The organism is Streptomyces sp. NPDC101237 (genome assembly GCF_044767465.1).
In the GTDB taxonomy this organism is placed as follows: Bacteria; Actinomycetota; Actinomycetes; order Streptomycetales; family Streptomycetaceae; genus Streptomyces; species Streptomyces gramineus.
On record NZ_JBIWNY010000012.1, the window covers coordinates 76,240 to 100,357 of the forward strand.

Here is a 24,118-nt window from a genome sequence, read left to right on the forward strand (position 1 = left end):
CTCCGGCGTTACCCGGGTGCCGCCGCCGTCCCGCGCCGGACCGTCCCGGCGGGCGGCCGTCGTCGTGGCCGACCATGGCCGGAACCACCGTGCGGTGGGTCCGATGGTAGAGCCCCACGTTGCCGGGACGTGAAATCTCGCCACAGTCATAGTCCATGCACAAGCGGTGACCCGCGACCTCTGGACGCCGCCGCGAGCCCGGAGTTACCTGGCATACGTGGGAAGTGCGAGCGCACGACACGGGGACCACGGAACCGGTCAGTGCGGAACTCTCGGCGGATTGGGGCGCTTACCTATGACACCTACGCTCGTGCGGCATCACCCGTCTCACGCGGACTCCGCACCCCGCGTGGACCTGGGCGCACGCGCGCGTGACTGGTCCGAGATCCAGGAGCGGATGCTGGTGCCGCTCTACGAGACCGTCCACGAGCGACTCGAAGTGGGCCCGTCCACCCGGCTGCTCGGCCTGAACTGCGGCTCCGGTCTGGCGCTGCTGATGGCGGCGGCCAGAGGGGCCGCGGTGACGGGTGTCGACTCCTGCCCCGAACGCCTCGCCCTGGCCCGCGAGCGCCTGCTGCCCGAGGCGTCCCGCGGGCCACGCGCGCGGGGCGGCGGCCCCCGGGTCGTCGAAGGCCGCCCCGCGGACGCGGCGGACCCGCAGGTGCCGGCGTACAACCTGATCACCGCCTTCGACCCGGTCGGCTGCCGGGCCGGCGACGCCGAGGGGCTCGGCGGGCTGCTCGCCGAGGCGACGCCGCTCGCCGCGCACGGGGCGGCCGTGGTGCTGGCCGGCTGGGGTCCGCCGGAGCGCTGCGCGACCTCGTCGGTGCTGCGGGTGGCCGCGAAGTTGGCCGATCCTTTGCGCAGCGCCGGAAGCTGGCGGCCGGCCTGCCGCGACGACCTGGAGGAGGTGGCCGAGCGGGCCGGGCTGCGGATCGACGGGTCCGGGCGGGTCTCCTGCCCGTTCGGGTACGCCGACGCGGACAGCGCCGTGCGCGGGCTGCTGTCGACCGGGCTGTTCGACGCGGCGATCGCGGCGACCGACCTGGAGCAGGTCGCCAAGGAGATGACCGAGGCGCTCCACCCGCACCAGCGCCCGGACGGCACGGTGTGGATGACGAACGTCTTCCGGTACCTGGTCGCCCGCGTGCGCTGACGTTCCGCCGGGCCGGCCGCTGTTCGTCCGCCGCGCCGTGGGGGCTGGTCGCGACCACGCGGCGGAGCCGCAAGTCGATGCCGCAAGTCGATGCAGCCCCGCGCCCTTTCGAGGCGCTCGGATCCGTGGGCGTCAGGTCTCGTCGGCGTCCTTGGTCAGGCGGGTGATGCCCGCGATGCGGTAGGCGTCCGCCTCCTCCAGGGTCTCGCGCTCCAGCAGCGCCTCGGCGAGCGCGTCCAGCCGGCCCCGGTTCTCGCGGAGCCGGCGGCGGGCCTCCTCGTAGCACTCGTCGACGATCCGGCGCATCTCGGTGTCGATCGCGTCGAGGGTCTGGGGCGCGGCGGCCAGTCCGTAGGCCTGCTGGGCGTCGTTCGGGAGCGCGGAGAGGCGGCCGACCTCCTCGCTCATGCCCCAGCGGGAGACCATCCCGCGCGCGATGTTGGTGACCTGCTCCAGGTCGCTCTCCGAACCGGTGGTGATCACGTCGTAGACCACCTGCTCGGCGGCCATTCCGCCGAGCGCGCCGATGATCCGGCCGCGCAGGTACTCCTCGGTGTACGCGTACTTGTCGGCGTCCGGCGTGGACAGGGTGACGCCGAGGGCGCGGCCGCGCGGCACGATGGTGATCTTGCGGACCGGGTCGGCGCCGGGCTGGAGCATGCCGAGCAGCGCGTGTCCGCTCTCGTGGTAGGCAGTGCGCCTGCGTTCCTCCTCGGGCATCACCAGCGGCCGCTCGGCACCGAGCTGGACCTTCTCCAGGGCCTCCGAGAGGTCGGCCTGCGTCACCTCGTCCTGCTGGCGCTTGACGGCGAGCAGGGCGGCCTCGTTGGCGAGGTTGGCCAGTTCGGCACCAGTCATGCCCGGGGTGGTGCGGGCGACCTGGGCGAGGTCGACGCCCGGGGCGAGCGGGATCTGGCGGGTGTGGATCCGCAGGATGGCCTCGCGGCCGGTGCGGTCCGGAGGCGACACCTGGACCACCCGGTCGAAGCGGCCGGGCCGGGTGAGCGCCGGGTCGAGGATGTCGGCGCGGTTGGTGGCCGCGATGACGATGACGCCCTCGGAGCCGGAGAAGCCGTCCATCTCGGTGAGGATCTGGTTCAGGGTCTGCTCGCGCTCGTCGTGTCCGCCCATGGAGGCGCCGCCGCCGCGGGCCCGGCCGATGGTGTCGATCTCGTCGATGAAGATGATGGACGGGGCAACCTTGCGGGCCTCGGCGAACAGCTCGCGGACCCGGGAGGCGCCGACGCCGACGATCATCTCGATGAACTCGGAGGCGGACGCCGAGAAGAACGGCACCCGGGCCTCGCCGGCGACGGCTCGCGCGAGCAGCGTCTTGCCGGTGCCGGGCGGGCCCGCGAGCAGGACGCCGCGGGGCATCTTCGCGCCCATCCTGCGGTAGGCGTCGGGGTTCTTCAGGAAGTCGACGACGTCGTTCAGCTCGCCCTCGACCTCGTCGATGCCGGCGACGTCCTCGAAGGTGGTCCGCTGCTGGCCGGGTTCCAGTTCGACCGGCCTGGGCGGCGCCTTGCGGCCCAGCATGCCGCCCGGTCCGCCGAGCCCGGCGCTCATCCGGCGGGCGATGAACACCCACACCGCGACCAGGACGATGATCGGCGCGAGCGAGATGAGCAGGTTGGCCAGGAAGCTGCGGTGCTGGACGACCGGTTCGGCGGTGACCGTGACGTCGTGCTTGGTCAGGTTCGCCCACAGGTCGTCCTTGGCGAAGGACGGCCGCTCGGTCTTGAACTTGGTGTAGTTCCCCTCGCCCTCGGGGTTCTTCCGCTCCTTCTTGAGCTGTCCCTGGATCGAGTCGCCCTTGGCGTAGATCTTGTCGACGTTGCCGTCGTCGACCTGCTTGCTGAACTCGGTGTACGAGACCGTCGGCTCGTCGGCCTCGTCGAAGTAGGACAGCACCAGGTTGGCGAGCAGGTAGACCACCAGGGCGGTCATGATCAGCCGCCACCAGCCGCCGCGCATCCTCCGGCCGCCCGGCGACCGCTGGGGCTCCTCGGGAGCGCCCTCGGTACGCCAGGGCTGGTCGGGCGACTTGCGCGGCGGCGCGGGGTTGGCCATACGCGGACGGTACGACACCGGCCAACCCCCGGCACGCGCACGGAGGGGATCAGCCCATGAACTTCTTGAACTCGTCCGGCAGCTCGAAGTCCTGAGCACCCTGCTGCGGCACCCCGAGGGCGTTCCCGCCCTGGGCGGCCGCCTCGCGGCGCTGGGCCTCCTCCAGCTCCTGCTGCTTGCGCTTCATCGGGTTGCCGGAGCGCTGCTTGCCCTTGGCCTTCTTCGGCTGCTTCTTGGCCCGGCCGGGACCGCCGCCCATGCCCGGGATCCCCGGCATGCCCGGCATCCCGCCCTGCGCCATGCGGGACATCATCTTGCGGGCCTCGAAGAACCGCTCGACGAGCCCCTTGACCGCGCTGACCTCGACGCCGGAGCCCTTGGCGATACGGGCGCGGCGAGAGCCGTTGATGATCGTGGGGTCCTGGCGCTCGCCCGGGGTCATCGACTTGATGATCGCGGCGGTGCGGTCGACGTCCCGCTCGTCCAGGTTGTTGATCTGGTCCTTGATCTGGCCCATGCCGGGCAGCAGACCGAGCAGCTTGCTGATGCTGCCCATCTTCCTGACCTGCTCCATCTGGGCCAGGAAGTCGTCCAGGGTGAAGTCCTGGCCCTTCTTGGACGCCAGCTTGGAGGCCATCTTCTCGGCCTCTTCCTGGCTGAACGTCTTCTCCGCCTGCTCGATCAGGGTGAGCAGGTCACCCATGTCGAGGATGCGGGAGGCCATCCGGTCCGGGTGGAAGGCGTCGAAGTCGTCGAGCTTCTCGCCGTTCGAGGCGAACATGATCGGCTTGCCGGTGACCTGGCGGATGGAGAGCGCGGCACCACCGCGGGCGTCACCGTCGAGCTTGGAGAGCACGACACCGTCGAAGCCCACGCCGTCGCGGAAGGCCTCGGCGGTGGTGACGGCGTCCTGGCCGATCATCGCGTCGACGACGAAGAGGATCTCGTCGGGGCTGACCGCGTCGCGGATGTCGGCGGCCTGCCGCATCAGTTCCTGGTCGATGCCGAGGCGGCCGGCGGTGTCCACGATCACGATGTCGTGGACCTTCTGCTTGGCGAACTCGATGGAGTCCTTCGCGACCTTCACCGGGTCGCCGACGCCGTTGCCCGGCTCGGGCGCGTAGACGGCGACCCCGGCGCGCTCGGCGACGACGCTGAGCTGGTTGACGGCGTTGGGGCGCTGGAGGTCGGCGGCGACCAGGAGCGGCGAGTGGCCCTGCTCCTTGAGCCAGTGGCCGAGCTTTCCGGCGAGGGTGGTCTTACCGGCACCCTGGAGACCGGCGAGCATGATCACGGTGGGCGGCTGCTTGGCGAAGCGCAGCCGCCGGGTCTCGCCGCCGAGGATGGTGACGAGCTCGTCGTTGACGATCTTCAGGACCTGCTGGGCCGGGTTCAGGGCCCGGGAGACCTCGGAGCCGAGGGCCCGCTCCTTGACGTTCTTGATGAAGGTGCGGACGACCGGGAGGGCCACGTCGGCTTCGAGGAGCGCGATGCGGATCTCCCGCGCCGTGGCGTCGATGTCCGCTTCACTCAGACGCCCTTTGCCGCGCAGATTCTTGAAGGTCGCTGAAAGGCGATCGGAGAGAGTGTCGAACACGGCGGCGTCGGTCCTCGGAGTCGGGGGCGGTGAGCGTCTTCCAGGGTATCCGGCCGCGCAAGGAAGTGGTCCCCGCCTTGCACAACCGTGCTGTCAGGCCCTGAGCGTCTCCTCCAGCTTGCGCGCCACGGCGGTGGCCTCCCCGGCGGGCAGCGGCGCGTGGTCGGCGCCGGTCACGTAGAAGGCGTCGACGGCGTTGGAGCCGAGGGTGCTGACGTGCGCACTGCGCACCCGTACCCCGGCGTCCTCCAGCGCACGCCCGATCCGGAACAGCAGTCCGGGTGCGTCCTGGGTGCGGACCTCGATCACCGTGGCGTGCCGGGAGGCCGCGGGGGCCACCGTGACCCGCGGCGGCGGCGCCACCCAGCCCCGGCGCCTCGGGTAGGCCGCGTCCCGTTCGGCGAGGCGTCCGGCGATGTCCAGGGAGCCGTCCAGGGCGCGGACCAGGTCGGCGCGGAGGCGGGCGGCCTGGGGCAGGGAGCCGTACTCGGCGGCCACCCGCCAGTCCAGGAGCAGGACGGCGCCGTCGTCGACGTCGTCAGGGAGCCGCAGGGAGCGCAGCTCGGCGGTGCGGACGGTGAGGCGGTGCATGGCCAGGACGCCGGAGACGGCCGGCAGGACGCCGGGCTGGTCGGGTACGGCGATGAGCAGTTCCACGCCGAGCGGTTCGGGCGCGCCGCCCGGCTCCTCGTCCGGGGCGGGTTCGGTCTGGGCGCGGAGGGCGAGCACCGGACCGCCGGTGCGGAAGGCCTCGATGGCCAGCCGTTCCTGCTCCGCGGTGGGCGCGCCGGGCTCGGGCTCGTCGGCACTGTCCCCGGCGAGGACCGCGGAGACCCGTTTGACCAGGTCGGCGACGAGCGAGCCGCGCCAGGACGACCAGGCGGCCGGGCCGGTGGCCTGCGCGTCGGCCTCGGTGAGGGCGTGCAGCAGCTCCAGGGTGCCCTGGGTGCCGACCGCGTCGGCGACCAGCCGGACGGTGGCCGGGTCGTCCAGGTCGCGCCGGGTGGCGGTCTCGATGAGCAGCAGGTGGTGGCGTACGAGCGTCGACAGGACCGCGGTGTCCGCGCGGTCGAAGCCGATCCTGGCGGCCACGTCCTTGGCGATGATCTCGCCGGCCACCGAGTGGTCGCCGGGCCAGCCCTTGCCGATGTCGTGCAGCAGCGCGGCGACCAGGAGCAGGTCGGGGCGGTGGACGCGGCGGGCGAACTCGGAGGCGCGGACGGCCGTCTCGATGAGGTGGCGGTCGACGGTCCAGATGTGCACGGCGTTGCGCTGCGGCCGGCAGCGCACCCGCTCCCAGTCGGGCAGCAGGCGGCTGATCAGGCCTTCCGCCTCCAGGGCTTCCCAGACGTCGACGGTGGGGCGGCCGGAGCCGAGCAGCGTGACCAGCTGCTCGCGGGCCTCGGCGGGCCAGGGCGTGGGCAGCGGGCGGGTGGTGGCGGCCAGGTGCCGTACGGCGTGCAGGGAGAGCGGGAGGCCGGCCTGCGCGGCGGCGGCCGCGGCCCGCAGGGGCAGCACGGGGTCGCGTTCGGGGCGCGCGGCGCGGGCGAGCACCACCTCGCCGTCCTGCTCGACCACGCCCTCGGCGAGCGGGGAGCGCTCGGCGACCGGTTTGCCGCCGCCCAGCATGGCGCGCAGCCGCGGCCGCACGGCCCGCGACCGCAGCACCCGGCCCACCTCGCGCCAGGTGACGTCACTGGCGTACGAGATGACCCGCGCGGACTCGTAGACCTGGCGGAGCAGGGTGTCGGCGTCCAGGAGGTCCAGTTCGGCCGCGACCTGGTCCTGCTCCTGGAGCGCGAGGCGGTCGGTGGCGCGTCCCGTCGCCAGGTGCAGGGCGTCGCGGACGTCCAGCAGGTTGCGGCGGGCGTCGGCGAGGCCTTCGCGGGGCGCGTCGGCCAGCCAGGAGGCGGCTACGGCGCGCAGCGCGGTGGCGTCGCGCAGTCCGCCGCGGGCCTCCTTCAGGTCCGGTTCCAGGAGGTACTGCAGCTCGCCCTGGCGTTCGGCGCGCTCGGCGCAGAGTTCCTGGAGTTCGGGCAGGCGTTTGGGCGCCTGGTTGCGCCAGTCGGCGAGGACCGCGGTGCGCAGTCCCGCGGTCAGGCCCAGGTCGCCTGCGATGTGGCGGGCGTCCAGGAGGCCGAGCTGGACCTTGAGGTCGTCGCCGGCGGTCTTGCGGGCCTCGGCGGGCGTGCGCACGGAGTGGTCCAGGGCCAGCCCCAGGTCCCAGACGGGGTACCAGAGGCGGTCGGCGACGGCGGCCACCGCGCCGGGGTCGCCGCCGTCGTGCAGCAGCAGGAGGTCCAGGTCGCTGCGCGGGGAGAGCTCGCCGCGGCCGTAGCCGCCGACGGCGACCAGGCAGACGCCGCCGGCGACGCCCTCGGTGGCCGCGGCGAACAGGCCGGTCAGCCAGTCGTCGGTGAGTTCGGCGAGGGCGGTACGGCGCGACGGCCCGGACCGCGCCCCCTCGGTGAGGAGGCGCAGCCGGGCCGCCGCGTAGCCGCTGGGTCCCGTGTCCTCTGCGTCGTTCCGAACATCCGTACCCGTCACCCAGCGACTCCTGCCTGTATTCAGATGGTTCTGTTCTACAGTGCGTCCGGCCCGCGCTCACCCGTGCGGACACGGACGGCGGTCTCGACCGGGAGGGACCAGACCTTGCCGTCACCGATCTTGCCGGTGCGGGCCGCCTTGACCACGACGTCGATCAGCTGCTCCGCGTCCTCGTCCTCGGCCAGCACCTCGATGCGGATCTTGGGCACCAGGTCGACCGTGTACTCGGCACCACGGTAGACCTCGGTGTGGCCGCGCTGCCTGCCGTAGCCGCTGGCCTCGGTGACCGTGAGGCCGTGGACGCCGAAGGCCTGCAGGGCCTCCTTGATCTCGTCGAGGCGGTGCGGCTTGACGACCGCGGTGATGAGCTTCATGCGTCCACCTTCTTGCTCGAACCGGCGAGGGCCGCGGCGGAGACGGAGCCGAGGACACCGCCGCCCGCGCCGCTGAAGTCGTATGCAGTCTCGGCGTGCTCGGCCTGGTCGATGCCGGAGACCTCGTCGTCCTCGGAGACCCGCATGCCGATGGTCTTGTCGAGGAGGAAGGCGAGGACGGCGGAAGCCACCAGGGAGTAGCCGAGGACCGCGCCGACACCGGCGAACTGCTTCCACAGCTGGGTGAAGGAGTGGTCGCCGTAGAAGACGCCGGTCGCGGTGGACTGGCCCTTGCCGGTGGCGAAGAAGCCGATGAGCAGGGAGCCGATGATGCCGCCGACCATGTGGACGCCGACCACGTCGAGGGAGTCGTCGTAGCCGAACCTGAACTTGAGGCCGACGGCCGCGGCGCAGGCGACACCCGCGATGGCGCCGACGGCGATGGCGCCGAGCGGCGAGACCGCGCCGCCGGAGGGGGTGATCGCGACCAGACCGGCGACCGCGCCGGAAGCGGCGCCCAGCGTGGTGAACGCGCCGTGCCGGATCTTCTCGTAGGCGAGCCAGGCCAGCATGGCGGCGGCGGTGGCGACCTGGGTGTTGACGAACATCAGCGCGCCCACGCCGTCGTCGTTGCCGAGCCAGGAGCCGGCGTTGAACCCGAACCAGCCGAACCACAGCAGGCCGGCGCCGAGCATGACCAGCGGGAGGCTGTGCGGGCGCATCGGGTCCTTCTTGAAGCCGACGCGCTTGCCGATGACGAGGATCACGCCGAGCGCACCGGCACCGGCGTTGATGTGGACCGCGGTGCCGCCGGCGAAGTCGATCACACCGAGCTTGTAGGCCCAGCCATCGGCGCCCCAGACCCAGTGGGCGACCGGGACGTAGACGATCGTGAGCCACAGGGCGACGAAGAGCGCCCAGGCCGAGAACTTCACGCGGTCCGCGAGGGCGCCGCTTATCAGGGCCGGCGTGATGACCGCGAACATCATCTGGAAGACCATGAAGACGAAGATCGGGATGGTGTAGCCGTCCCACAGCTCCGTCAGCCCGACGTTGCTCATCCCCAGCCAGTCGGAGTCGAACCCGATGAAGCCGTTGCTGGAGCCGAAGGCGAGGGAGAAGCCGTAGAGGACCCACAGGATGGTGACGATCCCGATGCTGACGAAGCTCATCATCAGCATGTTCAGGGTGCTCTTGACGCGGACCATGCCTCCGTAGAAGAAGGCCAGGCCCGGCGTCATGAGCAGCACCAGGGCGGAACAGATGAGCATGAAGCCTGTGTTCGCGGAGGACAGCTTCGGTGCCTCCGCGGCAAGCATGATGGCTGGTGCCATCGGCGTCTCCTCGTCGATTGGTACGGCCCGGGTGCGGGCGATGCCTGAGAGCGGTCCGGTTCAAGCGGGGGGTGGGCCGGTTATGCGCCATGAGACTGGCGCAGCGCGGTTTCGGTCGTTGCCCCTCGTTGTTTCACCGGAGTGACGAAGACGCCCTGTGTGTTACGCGTGGATGAATTGCCGGATTCGGAACGACGGGATCGTTATCGTGGCGCAACCTTCTCCCGGCGGGAGAGAACCGGCCGCGGCGGCCTTCCGATGACCTGGCATGGGGGAGCCGAGTCGGGCAGTTCGGGAGGGCCGGCCGCGGCCGGGGTCTGGGACGGACCGGGATTCAGACCGCCTCGGCGGTCTCCGGCAGGTCGACGGCGAGCTGCTCGGTGAGGTCGACGACCACGGCGAGGTCACCGTGGTCACGCACCGCCGCGTCCACCGTCTTTCGAATACGAGTGTTCACGCGTTCCGAGCGGACCTTCTTGGCGATGCCCATGGCCTCGGAGGCCAGAACCGTGCTCTGCTCGGGCTCGCCCCGCAGCAGGTGCACGGTGGCCATGCCGATGAGGTTGAGCGCGTACGACCGCTGGTGCTCGGTGTCCTTGGCGAACAGGTCCACGGCGCGCTGCATCAGGGGTTCGGCCAGGGAGGCGTAGGTGGGGCTGCGGCCGGCGACGTAGGCCAGGTCGCGGAAGGAGTGGCTGTTCTCGCCGTAAAGCTCGGCCTCGGAGAAGAACCGGATCCAGTCCGGGTCCGGTTCGTCCCACTCGTCGGCATCGGTGAAGGCGTCCTCGGCCATCCGGACGGCGCGTTTGCACTTCCCGGGCTGGCCCATGTTGGCGTAGGCGCGGGCCTCCATCGCATACAGCATCGACTGGGTGCGCGGGCTGGCGCAGTCCCGGCTGCCGTACTGGGCGAGGTGGATCAGTTCCAGGGCGTCGTCGGGCCGGCCGAGGTGGATCATCTGGCGGCTCATGCTGGAGAGGACGTACGACCCGAGCGGCTTGTCGCCGGCCTCCTTCGCCGCGTGCAGGGCCAGCACGAAGTACTTCTGCGCGGTGGGCTGGAGCCCGACGTCGTAGGACATCCAGCCGGCCAGCTCGGCCAGTTCCGCGGCGACCTGGAAGAGCTTGCGGGTGGTGGACTCGGGCTGGGGTTCCTGGAGGAGGTCGGTCACCTCGTGCAGCTGTCCGACGACCGCCTTGCGGCGCAGGCCGCCGCCGCACTGGGCGTCCCACTGGCGGAACATCATCGTGGTGGACTCCAGCAGCTCCAGCTCGGGCCTGGAGAGGCGGCCCGGACGGCGGGAGTCGGCCGCCGGCTCGGCGCCCGGGTGCGGGGCGGCGGGCGAGGGGACGAGCCAGCGCTGCATCGGCTCGACGAGGGACGGGCCCGCCGACAGGATCAGCGACGTTCCGAGGAAGCCGCGCCGCGCCAGCATGAGGTCGCTGCGCGAGAACTCGCTGAGCAGGGCCACCGTCTGCGGGCCCGTCCAGGGCAGGTCGACGCCGGTCGCCGAGGGTGACTGGCGGGCGGCCCGCAGACCGAGATCCTCGACCGAGACCACACAGCCGAAGCGCTCGGAGAACAGCTCGGACAGGATCCTGGGGATCGGCTCGCGCGGGTTCTCCCCGTCGAGCCAGCGGCGCACCCTCGACGTGTCCGTCGAGATGTGGTTGGCCCCCAACTGGCGCGCCCTGCGGTTCACTTGCCGTGCCAGCTCGCCCTTGGACCAGCCGCTGCGCACGAACCACGAGTTGAGCAGCTCATTGGGGCGCTTGTCCGTACTGGTCGCGGTCGTCCCGCTTCCGTCGTTGCCGCCCACTGGAACGCCCCCATCCCTGAGACCACTTGATGCCGGATGCGCCAAGCCCTATCAGAATGCCGGTAAATACGGCCGCCCGTCCGCCACTTCTCACCCTTCGAACGGGATACCGAGTTGCCTCCGGCATACCCACGAGTGCATGTGCCCCGAGGCCTCGTGCACTCAAAGTAATCCTACGATCACTGCTCCAGCCATGGCGATCCCGGAAACGCCACCATTCGCCACCCCTTCGAATGAACTCACGATGGCCTTGGCGCGATTCACTTGACATAGGACGGCCGGGAGTAGGCGGAGCGATGCATTCGGAGGCGTGCACTCCGAGATGCACCACCGGAAGCGCTTCCAGGCGCCGCCTTGATCTTGCGTGCGCGAGGGAAAGCGGAGCCGTAGCGTCACATTCCGTTTCCATCCGCTTCCGTGTCGTAACCACCGGCGCGCCGGACCCGTTGGAGGGGGCATGGGCTTCACGATCGGCGGCATTCGCGAGATCCGCTCCGGTACGCGGCGGCGCGGCCGCTCGTCGGACTGCACCGCCGTCGCCGAGTTCACCGGCCTGTGGGGCTGGGACGTGATCCCGGGGGCCCGGGCCGCGGCCGGCGCCTGCTCGTGCGGGCACGGCGGCTGTCCCGCGCCCGGAGCGCATCCGCTGGACTTCGCGCCCCGGCTGGCCGCCGGGGCCACGCTCGACGAAGTCACCAAGGCCTGGGGCGAGTTCCCCGGCGCCGCGGTGATGCTGCCGGTCGGCCGCGCGTTCGACGTCATCGAGGTCGCCGAGCCCGCCGGACGCCGGGCCCTGGTCCGCCTGGAGCGGATGGGCCTGCCGCTCGGTCCGGTCGCCGCCACCCCGGAGGGCCGCGCCCACTTCTTCGTCGCTCCCGGCGCCGTCGCCGAACTCCCCGGGCTGCTCTACCGCATGGGCTGGGACGACCCGACCTCGCTGGACCTGCGCGGCCTCGGGCCCGGCGCGCACATCACCGCGCCGCCGTCGGACCGCGGCGGCCTGGGCCCGGTGCGCTGGCTGCGGCCGCCGGCCCTGGACTCGGCGACGCGGCCGCCGGCGGCCCGGCTGCTGCTGGGCACGCTCGCCTACCTGGCACACCGCTCACGGGCCTAGTGCGTGTCGCGCAGGCCCGCCCGTCGCACCGCCGCCACCGCGCCGCGAAAGCCGAAGCGCCCGACCCGACTGCACCTCGGGGCGGGCGCTTCTCGCGCTGCGGGGCGGTGCGTCCGCCACCTCGCGGTCAGTCGCCGATCAGGGCGTCCACGAACGCTTCCGGCTCGAACGGCGCCAGGTCGTCCGCGCCCTCGCCGAGTCCGATGAGCTTGACGGGCACGCCGAGTTCACGCTGGACCGCGATCACGATGCCGCCCTTGGCGGTGCCGTCCAGCTTGGTGAGCACGATGCCGGTGATGTCGACGACCTCGGCGAAGACCCGGGCCTGGACCAGGCCGTTCTGGCCGGTGGTGGCGTCCAGGACGAGCAGCACCTCGTCGAGCGGCGCGTGCTTCTCGACGACCCGCTTGACCTTGCCCAGCTCGTCCATGAGGCCGGTCTTGGTGTGCAGCCGCCCGGCGGTGTCGATGAGCACCACGTCGACGCCCATCTCCTTGCCCTCCTTCACCGCGTCGAACGCGACGGAGGCGGGGTCGCCGCCCTCCGGCCCGCGCACGGTGTAGGCGCCCACCCGCTCGCCCCAGGTCTGGAGCTGGTCGGCGGCGGCGGCCCGGAAGGTGTCGGCGGCGCCGAGGACGACGGTGCGGCCGTCGGCGACGAGCACCCGGGCGAGCTTGCCGGTGGTGGTCGTCTTGCCGGTGCCGTTCACACCGACGACCATCACGATGCCGGGCTTGCGGTCCGCGGGCTCGGTCTTCACCTCACGGTCGGCCTCGGTGCCGACCAGCGTGAGCAGCTCCTCGCGCAGCAGCCCGCGCAGCTCCGCGGGGGTGCGGGTGCCGAGCACCTTGACGCGCTCGCGCAGCCGCTCGACCAGCTCGGTGGTGGGCTGCACACCGACGTCGGCGGTGAGCAGGATGTCCTCGATCTCCTCCCAGGTGTCGTCGTCGAGGTGCTCGCGCGAGAGCAGCGTGAGCAGCCCCTGGCCGAGCGCGTTCTGCGAGCGGGAGAGCCGGGCGCGCAGCCGGACCAGGCGTCCGGCCGTGGGCTCGGGGATCTCGATCTCGGGAGCCGGGGGCTCTTCGACGACGACGGGAGCCGTGCCGTCGGGAAGGTCGACCTCCTCTATCGTCCGGCGCGGTTCGTCGCGCGGCGTCTCGGCCTCGTCGCCGACGTGCGGCTCGGCCGGGGGCGCGGTGATGTCGGGCGCTGCGGGGGGCGGCGGGGGCAGCGGCTTCTTGCGCCGGCTGCCGATGACGAGCCCGCCGAGCGCGCCGAGCACGACCACGGCGATGACTACAGCAAGGATGACGGTTTCCATAACGCGTCCAGTATCCATCCCTCCCCCGGGAGGGACTTTGCTCCCTCGCGAGGGAGTTTCCGGACGTTCCCCCGAATCGCGATGCCCGCTTTGTCTGCTTTCGTACAGCTAAAGTACGATGACTGCCCATGAGCTCCACCGCCGACCACGACGGCGCCCTCGAACATCTGGAAGAGTCACTGGAGCGGCACGGCCTGGAGACCCGGGGCATCGAACCGGTCCCGGAAGCGGAGCGCACCGCCACCCCGCGCGGGCTGCTGCCCACCTGGATCGCCGCGAACATCACCGTCCTGCTGCTCACCATGGGCGCGAGCCTCGCGGTCGTGTTCGGACTGAACTTCTGGCAGGCCCTGGGGGCGGCCGTCGTCGCGCCGGTCGTGTCGTACGGCCTGGTGGGACTGGTCGGGGTGGCGGGCAGGCGGGGCGGCGCACCGGGCATGACCCTGTCCCGCGCGGTCTTCGGGCAGCGCGGCAACCTGCTGCCCGGCGCGCTGATCTGGGTGGCGCGCTGGGGCTGGGAGACGATCAACGCGGTGACCGGCGCCTACGCGCTGCTGACGGTCCTGGACATCCTCTTCGGGGTCCGGCGGAACGCCGTCCTGGTCGTCGTGGCCCTGCTGCTCTTCGTGATCAGCACGCTCGTGATCTCGGGCATGGGCATCGGCGCGGTGCGCCGCTGCGGCCGGTGGGCGACCTGGCTGTTCGGCGCCTTCACCCTGCTGGTCCTCGGCCGGCTGATCGTGACGACGGACTGGAACGGGGTGCTCGGGCAGCCGGCCGGCCCCACCGCGTCGATGATCACCGGGGCCGGGCTGATCGCGGCCGGCGGGATGAGCTGGGCACCGGCCTCGCCGGACTTCACGCGGTACCTGCCGGGCACGGCGTCCTCGGCGGCGATCGTGCGCAACACGGTCGGCGGCGCGCTGCTCGTCGTCCTCCCGATGGTCCTGATGGGTGCCGTGATGGCGTCCGGCATGCCGGCGCTGGCCCGGGCCGCCGACCCGGTCGCCTTCCTCGGCGAGATCCTCCCGCTGTGGCTCGCCGTCCCCTACCTCCTCGTCGCCCTGGTCGGCATGCTCCTGATCAACGCGATGTCGATGTACTCGGCGGGCTTCACCGCGCAGACGCTCGGCTTCCGGATCCCCCGCCACCGGGCGGTCGCCCTCAACGCGGTGATCTCGCTGGTGCTCGGCGGGGTGCTGATGCTCGCGGCGACCTCGTTCCTCGGCTCGTTCATCGCCTTCCTGTCCGTGCTGGCGGTGGCGTTCTCGGCGTGGGTCGGCGTCTTCGGGGTCGACATGCTCCGGCGGCGGGAGTACGACGCCGTGGCGCTCCTGGACACGAGCCGCACCGGCGCCTACTGGTACCGGGCGGGCTTCTCCCCCGCCGCCGTCACCGCCTGGGCGCTCGGCCTGCTGGCCGGTGCCCTGTTCACCAGGTCCGACTGGTTCAGCGGGCCGTTCGCCGCGAACAACCCCGTCGGCCGCTGCGGGCTGGGCTGGACCGCGACGATCGCCGTCTCCGCCCTGCTGTACGCGGTGCTGCCGAAACCGGCGGTGGTACCGGCCGCGTCCGGGGAGCGCGCGCCTCTGGCTGTCTGACGCACCGTCAGCTACTGTCCCCGCACACCCGCTCCGCCCAGGTGAAGGGGAACCCTCATGCCCGTCTCGGTCGTTCGCTTCAACCTCGTCGAGCCCGGGGCCTCCCCCGCCTCCCTCGGCGCCCGCTACCGGGCCGCCGTGGAGATGGCCGCGTACGCGGACGAGCACGGGATCACCACGGTCCAGACCGAGGAGCACCACGGGGCCGGCAACAACTGGCTGCCGTCGCCGTTCGTCTTCGCGGGCGCGGTGTTCGGGGCGACCCGGAACATCGCGGTGACCGTGTCGGCGGTGATCGGCCCGCTGCACGACCCGCTGCGGCTGGCGGAGGACATCGCGGTGCTCGACCTGCTCAGCGGCGGTCGGCTGGTGACGGTGGCCGGCATCGGCTACCGGCCCGAGGAGTACGCCCTGTTCGACGTGGAGTGGAAGCGCCGCGGACGGCTGCAGGACGAGGTGCTGGAGACGGTGCTCAAGGCGTGGACCGGGGAGGAGTTCACCTACCGGGGCCGCAGGGTACGGGTCACTCCGCGGCCCTTCACCGAACCGCACCCGCTGCTGCTGGTCGGCGGCTCCTCCCAGGCCGCCGCCCGTCGCGCCGCCCGGCTCGGCCTGCCGTTCTTCCCCAGCGCCCACCTGCCCGAGCTGGAGGCGTACTACAAGGAGAAGCTCACCGAGTACGGCACCGAGGGCTGGACGATGATGCCCACGGAACAGACGCCGCTGCTGCACATCGCCGAGGACCCGGACCGGGCGTGGGCACGGTACGGGGAGCACTTCCTGCACGAGGCCCGGACGTACGCGTCCTGGCAGTCCGGGGACGTCCACTCGGCGGTGCGCTCGTCGGCCACGACGGTGGACGAACTGCGCGCGGAGGGCGTCTACCGCATCCTCACGCCGGAGCAGTGCCTGGAAGCGGGCCTGGACAACCTGGTCCTGCATCCGCTGGCGGGCGGCATGCCGGTGGAGGAGGGGTGGCGCAGCCTGCGGCTGTTCGGGGAGCGGGTGGTTCCGGCGCTCTAGGACCGACCGGCGGAGCCGCACAGGACACCGCCGCCCCGCCCGGGCAGTGACCGGGCGGGGCGGCGGAGGTACGAGGAGAGGGGCAGCGGGGACTTGGCCCCTCTCCCCGAGCCGGGGGCCTCGGGGACCGAGGGTCAGCCCATCTCCTCCAGGGCCTTGCCCTTCGTCTCCTTGACGAACTTGAGGACGAACGGGATGGAGAGGGCCGCGAAGACCGTGTAGATCACGTAGGTCGCGGAGAGGTTCCAGTCGGCGAGCGACGGGAAGCTCGCGGTGATCGCCCAGTTGGCGATCCACTGCGCGGAGGCGGCGACGCCCAGCGCGGCGGCGCGGATCCGGTTCGGGAACATCTCGCCCAGGAAGACCCAGACGACGACACCCCACGACAGGGCGAAGAAGAGGACGAAGATGTGGGCGGCGACCAGCGCGGTCCAGCCCTGCGCGGCCGGGAGCTTGCCGTCGACCAGGTGGTGGGAGAAGGCCCAGGCCTCCAGCGCGAGGCCGACGACCATGCCGACCGAGCCGATGAGGGCGAGCGGCCTGCGGCCGATCCGGTCCACGAAGATCATCGCGATCACGGTGCCGATGATGTTGATGATCGACGTCGTGAAGGAGTAGAAGAACGAGTCCGTCGGGTCCACGCCGACCGACTGCCACAGCGTCGAGGAGTAGTAGAACGCGACGTTGATGCCGACGAACTGCTGGAAGACCGAGAGACCGATGCCGACCCAGACGATCGGCTTGAAGAAGAAGGAGCCGCCGAGCAGGTCCTTGAACGTCGACTTGTGCTCGCTCTTCATCGCGTGCTCGATCTCGGCGACGCGGGCGTCCAGGTCGATCCTGCCGCCCTCGACCTCTTCGAGGATCGCGCGGGCGCGGTCGCGCTTGCCGACCGAGATCAGGAAGCGCGGGGACTCGGGGATGGCGAGGGAGAGCAGGCCGTACAGGACGGCCGGGATCACCATGACGCCCAGCATGACCTGCCAGGCCTCAAGGCCCATCAGCTTGCCGCGCTGGTCGCCGCCGGCGGCGTTGAGCAGACCCCAGTTGACCAGCTGCGAGATGGCGATGCCGACGACGATCGCGGCCTGCTGGAAGGAGCCGAGGCGGCCCCGGTAGGCGGGCGGCGCGACCTCGGCGATGTAGGCGGGGCCGATGACGGAGGCCATGCCGATGGCGAAGCCGCCGACGATCCGCCAGAAGGCGAGGTCCCACAGCGCGAACGGCAGCGCCGAACCGACGGCGCTGATGGTGAACAGCACGGCGGCGATCTGCATGCAGCGGATACGGCCGATCCGGTCGGCTATGCGGCCCGCCGTCGCGGCGCCGATGGCACAGCCGATCAGGGCGACGGCGATGACCTGGGCCAGAGCGGCGGACCCGATGTCGTAGCGGCTCCGGATGGCCTCGACGGCGCCGTTGATGACGGAGCTGTCGTAGCCGAAGAGGAAACCGCCCATCGCGGCGGCGGCCGCGATGAAGATGACATGCCCGAGATGATCGGGGTGAGCCGTCCCGGCTCCTGAGTTGGGTGCCTGCGCGGTGCTGGTCACAAAAAAACTCCTCGGGCCACCCGGCAGCGCTGCCGGGGGTGGGGGTGAGCCCTCTCAGGTTCAAGTGGCGCACAACTCCACACCGCTCACACCTGAAGGTAAAACTAACGTTGCAGAGACTATGCCTTCAAGTTTCGAAGTCAATAGCCGGTGTGATGTGAAGTTGCAGTGACCACGCATCGGAGATGCGTTCACTTCTTGAAGAACGAGAGGAGATGATCTACCTAAGGGCTGGGGAAGCCGCGCGACCAGCCAGAACGCGGCCCGAGCCGGAGCCCGGCAGGGCCCGCCGTCAGCGAAGCCGCTGGCTGATGACCTTCGACACACCGTCGCCCTGCATGGAGACGCCGTACAGCGCGTCCGCGACCTCCATCGTCCGCTTCTGATGGGTGATCACGATCAGCTGCGAGGACTCCTGCAGTTCCTGCATGATGCGGATCAGCCGCTGGAGGTTGGTGTCGTCCAGGGCCGCCTCGACCTCGTCCATCACGTAGAACGGGCTGGGGCGCGCCTTGAAGATCGACACCAGCATCGCCACGGCGGTCAGCGAACGCTCGCCGCCCGACAGCAGGGAGAGCCGCTTGACCTTCTTGCCCGGCGGCCTGGCCTCGACGTCCACGCCCGTGGTGAGCATGTTGTCGGGGTCGGTCAGGATCAGCCGTCCCTCACCGCCCGGGAACAGGCGGCTGAAGACGCCCTCGAACTCGCGGGCCGTGTCCCGGAACGCCTCGGTGAAGACCTGCTCGACGCGCTCGTCGACCTCCTTCACCACGTGCAGCAGGTCGGCGCGGGTCTTCTTCAGGTCCTCCAGCTGTTCGCTGAGGAACTGGTGGCGTTCTTCGAGAGCCGCGAACTCCTCCAGGGCCAGCGGGTTCACCTTGCCGAGCTGCTGGTAGGCGCGCTCGGCCGCCTTGAGCCGGCGTTCCTGCTCGGCGCGGTGGAAGGACTTGGGCAGGTTGCGGGGGTGCTCGGGGTCGTCGGGCAGCACCTCGCCCTCGGCGGGGGGCGAGGGCGGCACCGGCTGGTGCGGTCCGTACTCCTCGACGAGTCCCGCCGGTTCGACACCGAGCTCCTCCAGCGCCTTGGTCTCCAGCTGCTCGATCCGCAGCCGTTTCTCGGCGCCGAGTACCTCACCCCGGTGAACTGAATCCGTGAGTTTGTCGAGTTCCGCCTTGAGATCGCGGCCGGTGCCGCGGGCGGCCGCCAGCTCCTGCTCGCGACGGGCCTTGGCGGCCTCGGCGGCGGCCCGCTCGCGGTCGGCCCGGCCGGCCGAGACCTCGACGTGCGCGAGCAGCTGGCGGGCGCCCGCGGCGACGGCCTCCGCGACCGCGGCCTCGTGGCGCAGCCGGGCGCGGCGCTGTTCGGCACGCGCGCGTGCCTCGCGTTCCGCGCGGGCGGCGCGGTCCAGCGAGTCGGCGCGGCCGGCCAGTCCCTTGACCCGCTCCTCGTGGGTACGGACCTGGAGGCGGGCCTCCATCTCGGTCTGGCGGGCGTTGGCGCCGTCGGCGGCGAGACGGTCCCGTGCCGAGGTGTCCGGTTCCTCCTCGACCGGCATCTCCTCGGCGACGGCCAGCCGCTCGGCCAGCACCTCGACCTCTTCGAGTGCCTTGTCGAGGGACTCCTGGGCGCGGGCGGCGGCCGCCGTGGAGCGTTCCGCCTCGCCGGCCGCGCCGCGCGCCTGTCCGGCGAGCCGGCCGAGCTGCTGGGCGACGGAGGACTTCTCCCGGTCGGCGGCGCGGCGGCGTTCGGCCAGCTCCTCGACCTGGGCGGCGCACGCCCTGCGGTGTTCCTGGGCGGTCAGCTGGGCCTCGGCCAGGGCCTCGCAGCGGACCGCCAGCTCCTCCAGTTCGGCGGCGGCCTCGTCCACGGACGCCTGTACTTCGAGGAGGCTGGGGGCGCCCGCGGAGCCGCCGTGCGCGAAGTGCGCGCCGAGCAGGTCGCCTTCGGCGGTGACGGCGGTGAGATGTGGGTGGCGGTAGACGAGGTCCTCGGCGGATTCGAGGTCCTCGACGACGACGATGTCCGTCAGGAGCCGTCGCACGGCGGGCATCAGGTCCGCGGGGCCCCGGACCAGGTCGGCCGCGAAGGTCCCGGAAGGGAGGGAGGTCGCGGGGTGCCGGTCGGGGGCGGGTGCGTAGGTGCCGCTCCCGCCGTTCCCCGCGCCCCACTCGTGAGCCGCGCCGGCTCCGGCGTGGTCGGCCGCGGGTGACCGGTGGCCGCTCCCGCCGTTCCCCGCGCCCCACTCGTGAGCCGCGTCGGCTCCGGCGTGGTCGGCCGCGGGTGACCGGTGGCCGGTCGCGCCGTTCTCCGCGGCCCTTCCGGGCGCCGCGGGGCGGCCCTCCGGGGCTCCCGCCAGGAGCAGGGCCGCCCGGCCGCCGTCCTGTTTGCGCAGGAGCCTGATCGCGTCGGCCGCGGAGGCCGGGGTGGTCACCGCGACCGCGTCGGCCGCGGCGCCGAAGGCCGCCGCCAGGGCCGTCTCGTGGCCCGGGGTCACCGAGAGCAGTTCCGCCGCGGGCCCGAGGACTCCGGTCAGGCGGTCGCGGGCGCCGAGCAGTATGCCGGTGCCGTCCTTGCGGCGCAGGCCCAGCGCCAGTGCCTCGTGGCGGGCCTGGGTCGCGGCGCGGCTGCGTTCCGCCGCGGTGGTCGCCTCACGGGCCGCGGTCAGCGCCGCCTCCGCCTCGGCGAGCCGCTGTCTGGCCTGCTCGTGCCGGCCGGCCAGTTCCTCGTCACCGGCGTCGAGGCCGTCGACCTCCGCCTTGAGCGCCTCGTACTCCTCCTGCGCCGACACCGCCCGCTCCTGGGCCTCGTCGCGGGCGGCGGCCAGCCGGTCGATCTCCGCCTGGGCCGAACCGGCACGCGATCGGGCCGCGCCCACCTGGCCGTTCAGCCGGGCCAGGCTCTCCCGCCGGTCGGCGATGGAACGGGCCACGTCCTTCAGGCGCCGTTCCTCCATCGCCAGTTCCCGCTCCAGTTCGGCGCGGTGGGCGACGGTGTCGTCGAGGGCGTGCTGGGCCGCCTCCAGAGCGGCCTCCAGCTCGGCCTCCTGCTCACGGACGCGGTGGGCCTCGCGTTCCATGTCCTCCGGATCGCGGCCGCGGCGCTCCTCGGGCGGTGCGGAGGTGGCGCTCTTCACCCGGGCGTCGGCCAGCGAGATGGTGCCGCGCACGCGTTCGGCCAGCTGGGACAGCTCGTACCAGGTCTGCTGGGCGCGCTGCAGGCGCGGGGTGAGCTGCCGTACCTCGTCCTCCAGGAGCGCCTCCCGCTGGAGGGCCTTCCTCAGCTCCTGCTCGGCGGCTTCCTTGCGTTCCTTGAGGGCGGCCTCGTCGGCGATCTCGCCCTGCAGCGCCTGGCGGAGCCGCACGAGGTCGTCGGCGAGCAGGCGAAGACGCGCGTCCCGCAGGTCCGCCTGGATGACGGCGGCCCTGCGGGCCACCGCGGCCTGCCGGCCGAGAGGCTTGAGCTGGCGCCGCAACTCGTCGGTCAGGTCCTGCACGCGCGCGAGGTTGGCCTGCATCGCGTCCAGCTTGCGGAGCGCCTTCTCCTTGCGCTTGCGGTGCTTGAGGACGCCGGCCGCCTCCTCGATGAAGGCCCTGCGGCCCATCGGGTCGGCGTGCAGGACGGAGTCGAGCTGGCCCTGGCCCACGATGACGTGCATCTCGCGGCCGATGCCGGAATCGGAGAGCAGTTCCTGGATGTCCAGGAGGCGGCAGGTGTCGCCGTTGATCTGGTACTCGCTGCCGCCGTTGCGGAACATGATCCGCGTGATGGTGACCTCGGCGTACTCGATGGGCAGCGCGCCGTCGGAGTTGTCGATGGTCAGGGACACCTCGGCGCGGCCGAGCGGGGGACGGCCGGTGGTGCCGGCGAAGATGACGTCCTCCATCTTGCCGCCGCGCAGCGACTTGGCGCTGTGCTCGCCCATGACCCAGGTGAGCGCGTCCACGACGTTGGACTTGCCCGAGCCGTTCGGACCGACGACGCACGTGATCCCCGGCTCGAACCGGAGCGTGGTCGCCGAGGCGAACGACTTGAACCCGCGAAGGGTCAGGGCCTTGAGATGCACGCCGTCGGACTTTACCCGGCGGTGCTATCGCACTCCACGACCCCTCGCAACCTCGCGGTTTCGCGCATGAACACGCAGGGCACACCAGACGTTAAAGAAGGTGAAAGGATGCGCGGGCCTCGAGGGTGCCGCCACGGGGGCCGCGGGGGCGGGAAACGCGGACGGGGAATCGGGGAAAGAGGAGCGAGAAGAAAAGAAGGGACGCCGGGGCGTCCCTTGCAGATCTTGACTACTTAGCGGTTGAAAGGGCTGCCCGACCGCCGCATGTGCTGTTGTGGAGCTGTGCAGCGATCAGGTGAGCGCAGGCTCCGCCTGGTTTGCGTCGATGCTCTCCATGATCCTGTCGGGAGAAGCGGCAGCCGTCAGCGCGTCGTTCTCTGCCTGAATCCGTACCAGCTCGGATTCGAGGTCCTGGACACGCTGCTGGAGCCGTCGCATCTCGGCGAGGAGTCGCGGGTCGGAGCCGCCGACGTAACCGAGAAGCGCCTTTGCCATGATGGATGGTCCTCCACACTGAGTGACCGACCGTAGCGGTGTGGGTCGTGAGGGATTCGCACCCGCGGTGCTTGACACATCCGAGTGTTACTCGCCTGTTGCTCCATGCCAAACAGCTAAGGTGCGCGGGGCTTTCAGCGTCTCACCAAAAAGTTTGACGGTCAACACGATCACGCCCTGTATTGGCGGGTGAACCCGGGCGCGCGCGGCTCGGTAGCGGCGGCGCTGCGATCCCTGCGGGGCCCTGTCGGCGTGTCGATCAGCTGTATCTGCGGAGCCTGCCACGGCGCGCGATTCTTGGCAACCACCAGGCGGTTTCCGCTCCGGGCGGCTGCCTGCGGCCGCCCGGTCCGCCGCCACCTGCGGGACCTCACGGAGCGGAGTCAGCGGATCGCGAACCCGTCGTAGCCGCCGCGCGGTGTGTCCCAGATCTCGGTGACACCCTCCACCCTCCCGGGCGTGTCATCGCCCTGGAGCCAGTCGAGCAGGCCCTCGCAGCCCTCCCGGGCACCCTCCGCGACCACCTGCACGCGGCCGTCGCCCAGATTGAGAGCAAAACCACTCAGGCCCCCGATCTCCAGGGCCTTGGCGCGCGTGAACCAGCGGAAACCGACACCTTGCACCCGGCCGCGGACCCAGGCGACCAGTCGTACATCCTCACTCATGGGTGCAACCTAACCGGGCAATGTCACGCGGGCCCCCTCCGCCCCCACCGCCATGCGGTACCGTCCCCACCCAAAGAATCTCATCTGAAACTCACTCGATCGAGTGAGGGTGGTTGACCAGAAGGAGTCATCGGCCGCACCGGCCCCTGGTCGACCCGACCGCGAGGACGAGGGAAGAAGGCAAGGACATGGGACGCCACCGACGCTCCGCCGCCGGCCGCGCCGCCACGAGCCGCGCCATGGGGGGCACGGACGACGACGGCCCGTACCCGGGCGGCCACGACCCGCAGGACTCGTACGCGGGGCTCCGCTTCGGCACGGGGACCGCCGCCTACCTGCACCAGGAGGAGTACGCCGACGCCAACGCGCGCAGCTCCGCCTATCTGTACGCACCCCAGGAGGACTACGCCCGGGCCGACGACACCGCCGTCTTCTCCACCGAGGAGTTCGCCCCGGTGACCGGCGGCTCCCCCGCGGGCGGCCACCGGCGCAGGAAGAAGGCCGCGCGGCCCATGCGCACCGGGCTGCTCGGGGTCTCGGCCGCCGTCGCCATCGGCACCGTCGCGGTGGCCACCGGCTTGGTGCCGGGCCTGGAGAACTACAAGCTCGGCGGCACCTCCGGCACCACCGGCGGGGACCAGGTCCAGGCCGACGGGGTGCCCGGCAACACCGCCGCCGAGCAGGGCGGCACCTCCGGCGACGCCGACGGCCAGGGCACCGGCCAGAGCGCCGGCTCCACCACGGGCGGGGACAGCCAGCGCTCCGGAGCGCCCACCGGGACGGCGTCCGCCGCCGCTCCGGCCCCCGTCTCCTCCTCTCCCGCCCCGTCGAAGACCGCGTCCGAGAAGCCGTCGCCCAGCACCAGCGCCGGCACGCCGTCCGCCAAGACGACCCCCTCGGCCGCCCGGACGGCGACCAGGGCACCGGTGAGGACCACCGCGCCGGTCGCCGTGTCCGAGGCGGCGGCCGCCGAGGCCGAGGTGCTCAAGCTGGTGAACGAGGAGCGGGCCAAGGTCGGCTGCAGCGCGCTGTCCGCCAGCTCCTCGCTGGCCGGCCTCGCCGAGTCGTTCAGCGAGGACATGGCCGCGCGGGACTTCTTCGACCACACCGACCCGGACGGCAAGACGCCGTGGGACCGGGCCGCGGCCGCCGGCATATCCAACCTGGGCGGCGAGAACATAGCCCGGGGACAGGCCACGGCCGAGGCCGTGATGGACGCCTGGATGAACAGCGAGGGCCACCGCGCCAACATACTGAACTGCGACTTCAAGACCCTCGGGGTCGGGGTGCACTTCGGTTCGGGCGGCCCCTGGTGGACGCAGGACTTCGGCTACTGAGCCGCGTCGGACGGTCCCGGGTGCGCTAACCGATGGTTAGCGCACC

General features: G+C 71.8%; 16 protein-coding genes. 5 read left to right on the forward strand and 11 right to left on the reverse strand.

Annotated elements, in window-relative coordinates:
• The first annotated feature begins 295 nt into the window (after positions 1-295).
• Positions 296-1,156 carry an SAM-dependent methyltransferase gene (locus tag ACIRQ9_RS19930; RefSeq protein ID WP_404174721.1) on the forward strand — a complete coding sequence of 287 codons (861 nt, stop codon included), beginning with the start codon at positions 296-298 and terminating at the stop codon, positions 1,154-1,156.
• A gap of 132 nt (positions 1,157-1,288) precedes the next feature.
• Here ACIRQ9_RS19930 and ftsH read toward each other — a convergent pair whose 3' ends face one another.
• The 6 genes from ftsH to ACIRQ9_RS19960 all read right to left on the reverse strand — a co-directional run bounded on the left by ftsH (position 1,289) and on the right by ACIRQ9_RS19960 (position 10,900).
• Positions 1,289-3,229 carry an ATP-dependent zinc metalloprotease FtsH gene (ftsH, locus tag ACIRQ9_RS19935; RefSeq protein WP_404174724.1) on the reverse strand — a complete coding sequence of 647 codons (1,941 nt, stop codon included), beginning with the start codon at positions 3,227-3,229 and terminating at the stop codon, positions 1,289-1,291.
• Positions 3,230-3,278: 49 nt separating this feature from the next.
• Complete coding sequence (gene ffh / locus ACIRQ9_RS19940; protein WP_404174727.1) at positions 3,279-4,826, reverse strand: signal recognition particle protein; 1,548 nt, start codon at positions 4,824-4,826, stop codon at positions 3,279-3,281.
• 93 nt (positions 4,827-4,919) lie between these two features.
• On the reverse strand, positions 4,920-7,373 hold the full coding sequence (locus ACIRQ9_RS19945; protein WP_404174730.1) for a [protein-PII] uridylyltransferase: 2,454 nt from the start codon (positions 7,371-7,373) through the stop codon (positions 4,920-4,922).
• A 35-nt stretch (positions 7,374-7,408) separates the two neighbouring features.
• Positions 7,409-7,747, reverse strand: a complete 339-nt coding sequence (locus ACIRQ9_RS19950) for a P-II family nitrogen regulator (RefSeq protein WP_329414046.1) — start codon at positions 7,745-7,747, stop codon at positions 7,409-7,411.
• The gene (locus ACIRQ9_RS19955; RefSeq protein ID WP_404174734.1) at positions 7,744-9,081 is read right to left on the reverse strand and encodes an ammonium transporter; all 1,338 of its coding nucleotides are present in this window, start codon (positions 9,079-9,081) and stop codon (positions 7,744-7,746) included. Before ACIRQ9_RS19955 ends, ACIRQ9_RS19950 begins: the two co-directional genes overlap by 4 nt.
• A gap of 334 nt (positions 9,082-9,415) precedes the next feature.
• Positions 9,416-10,900 (reverse strand): hypothetical protein, encoded by a 1,485-nt coding sequence (locus ACIRQ9_RS19960; protein ID WP_404174737.1) that lies wholly within the window; start codon positions 10,898-10,900, stop codon positions 9,416-9,418.
• Between the two features lie 457 nt (positions 10,901-11,357).
• Between ACIRQ9_RS19960 and ACIRQ9_RS19965 the strand changes: the two genes are divergently transcribed.
• Positions 11,358-12,014 (forward strand): bifunctional DNA primase/polymerase, encoded by a 657-nt coding sequence (locus tag ACIRQ9_RS19965; protein WP_404174740.1) that lies wholly within the window; start codon positions 11,358-11,360, stop codon positions 12,012-12,014.
• 127 nt (positions 12,015-12,141) lie between these two features.
• Here the strand turns inward: ACIRQ9_RS19965 and ftsY are convergent, their stop codons facing one another.
• Complete coding sequence (gene ftsY / locus ACIRQ9_RS19970) at positions 12,142-13,335, reverse strand: signal recognition particle-docking protein FtsY (RefSeq protein ID WP_404174743.1); 1,194 nt, start codon at positions 13,333-13,335, stop codon at positions 12,142-12,144.
• A 128-nt stretch (positions 13,336-13,463) separates the two neighbouring features.
• Between ftsY and ACIRQ9_RS19975 the strand changes: the two genes are divergently transcribed.
• Positions 13,464-14,936: a purine-cytosine permease family protein gene (locus ACIRQ9_RS19975; RefSeq protein ID WP_404174746.1), complete on the forward strand. Its 1,473-nt coding sequence runs from the start codon at positions 13,464-13,466 to the stop codon at positions 14,934-14,936.
• 57 nt (positions 14,937-14,993) lie between these two features.
• A complete protein-coding gene (locus ACIRQ9_RS19980; RefSeq protein WP_404174749.1) occupies positions 14,994-15,959 on the forward strand; it encodes an LLM class flavin-dependent oxidoreductase in 966 nt (321 codons plus the stop codon).
• Between the two features lie 134 nt (positions 15,960-16,093).
• On the opposite strand, the gene ACIRQ9_RS19985 is transcribed toward ACIRQ9_RS19980, so the two are convergent.
• From ACIRQ9_RS19985 to ACIRQ9_RS20000, 4 genes are all read right to left on the reverse strand, one after another.
• Complete coding sequence (locus ACIRQ9_RS19985; protein WP_404174751.1) at positions 16,094-17,512, reverse strand: sugar porter family MFS transporter; 1,419 nt, start codon at positions 17,510-17,512, stop codon at positions 16,094-16,096.
• A gap of 292 nt (positions 17,513-17,804) precedes the next feature.
• The gene (locus ACIRQ9_RS19990; protein WP_404174754.1) at positions 17,805-21,575 is read right to left on the reverse strand and encodes an AAA family ATPase; all 3,771 of its coding nucleotides are present in this window, start codon (positions 21,573-21,575) and stop codon (positions 17,805-17,807) included.
• Positions 21,576-21,866: 291 nt separating this feature from the next.
• The gene (locus tag ACIRQ9_RS19995; RefSeq protein ID WP_093498859.1) at positions 21,867-22,070 is read right to left on the reverse strand and encodes a hypothetical protein; all 204 of its coding nucleotides are present in this window, start codon (positions 22,068-22,070) and stop codon (positions 21,867-21,869) included.
• A 383-nt stretch (positions 22,071-22,453) separates the two neighbouring features.
• Complete coding sequence (locus tag ACIRQ9_RS20000; RefSeq protein ID WP_404174756.1) at positions 22,454-22,735, reverse strand: acylphosphatase; 282 nt, start codon at positions 22,733-22,735, stop codon at positions 22,454-22,456.
• A gap of 188 nt (positions 22,736-22,923) precedes the next feature.
• Here ACIRQ9_RS20000 and ACIRQ9_RS20005 point away from each other — a divergent pair, with 188 nt between their 5' ends.
• A complete protein-coding gene (locus ACIRQ9_RS20005) occupies positions 22,924-24,072 on the forward strand; it encodes a CAP domain-containing protein (protein ID WP_404174759.1) in 1,149 nt (382 codons plus the stop codon).
• The last annotated feature ends 46 nt before the right edge of the window (positions 24,073-24,118 follow it).

Bases quoted from the DNA above. Each gene is read 5' to 3' on its own strand.
- ACIRQ9_RS19930 (WP_404174721.1), top strand. From the start codon at position 296: ATGACACCTACGCTCGTGCGGCATCACCCGTCTCACGCGGACTCCGCA.
- ftsH (WP_404174724.1), bottom strand. From the start codon at position 3,229: ATGGCCAACCCCGCGCCGCCGCGCAAGTCGCCCGACCAGCCCTGGCGT.
- ACIRQ9_RS19950 (WP_329414046.1), bottom strand. From the start codon at position 7,747: ATGAAGCTCATCACCGCGGTCGTCAAGCCGCACCGCCTCGACGAGATC.
- ACIRQ9_RS19955 (WP_404174734.1), bottom strand. From the start codon at position 9,081: ATGGCACCAGCCATCATGCTTGCCGCGGAGGCACCGAAGCTGTCCTCC.
- ACIRQ9_RS19965 (WP_404174740.1), top strand. From the start codon at position 11,358: ATGGGCTTCACGATCGGCGGCATTCGCGAGATCCGCTCCGGTACGCGG.
- ftsY (WP_404174743.1), bottom strand. From the start codon at position 13,335: ATGGAAACCGTCATCCTTGCTGTAGTCATCGCCGTGGTCGTGCTCGGC.
- ACIRQ9_RS19975 (WP_404174746.1), top strand. From the start codon at position 13,464: ATGAGCTCCACCGCCGACCACGACGGCGCCCTCGAACATCTGGAAGAG.
- ACIRQ9_RS19980 (WP_404174749.1), top strand. From the start codon at position 14,994: ATGCCCGTCTCGGTCGTTCGCTTCAACCTCGTCGAGCCCGGGGCCTCC.
- ACIRQ9_RS19995 (WP_093498859.1), bottom strand. From the start codon at position 22,070: ATGGCAAAGGCGCTTCTCGGTTACGTCGGCGGCTCCGACCCGCGACTC.
- ACIRQ9_RS20000 (WP_404174756.1), bottom strand. From the start codon at position 22,735: ATGAGTGAGGATGTACGACTGGTCGCCTGGGTCCGCGGCCGGGTGCAA.
- ACIRQ9_RS20005 (WP_404174759.1), top strand. From the start codon at position 22,924: ATGGGACGCCACCGACGCTCCGCCGCCGGCCGCGCCGCCACGAGCCGC.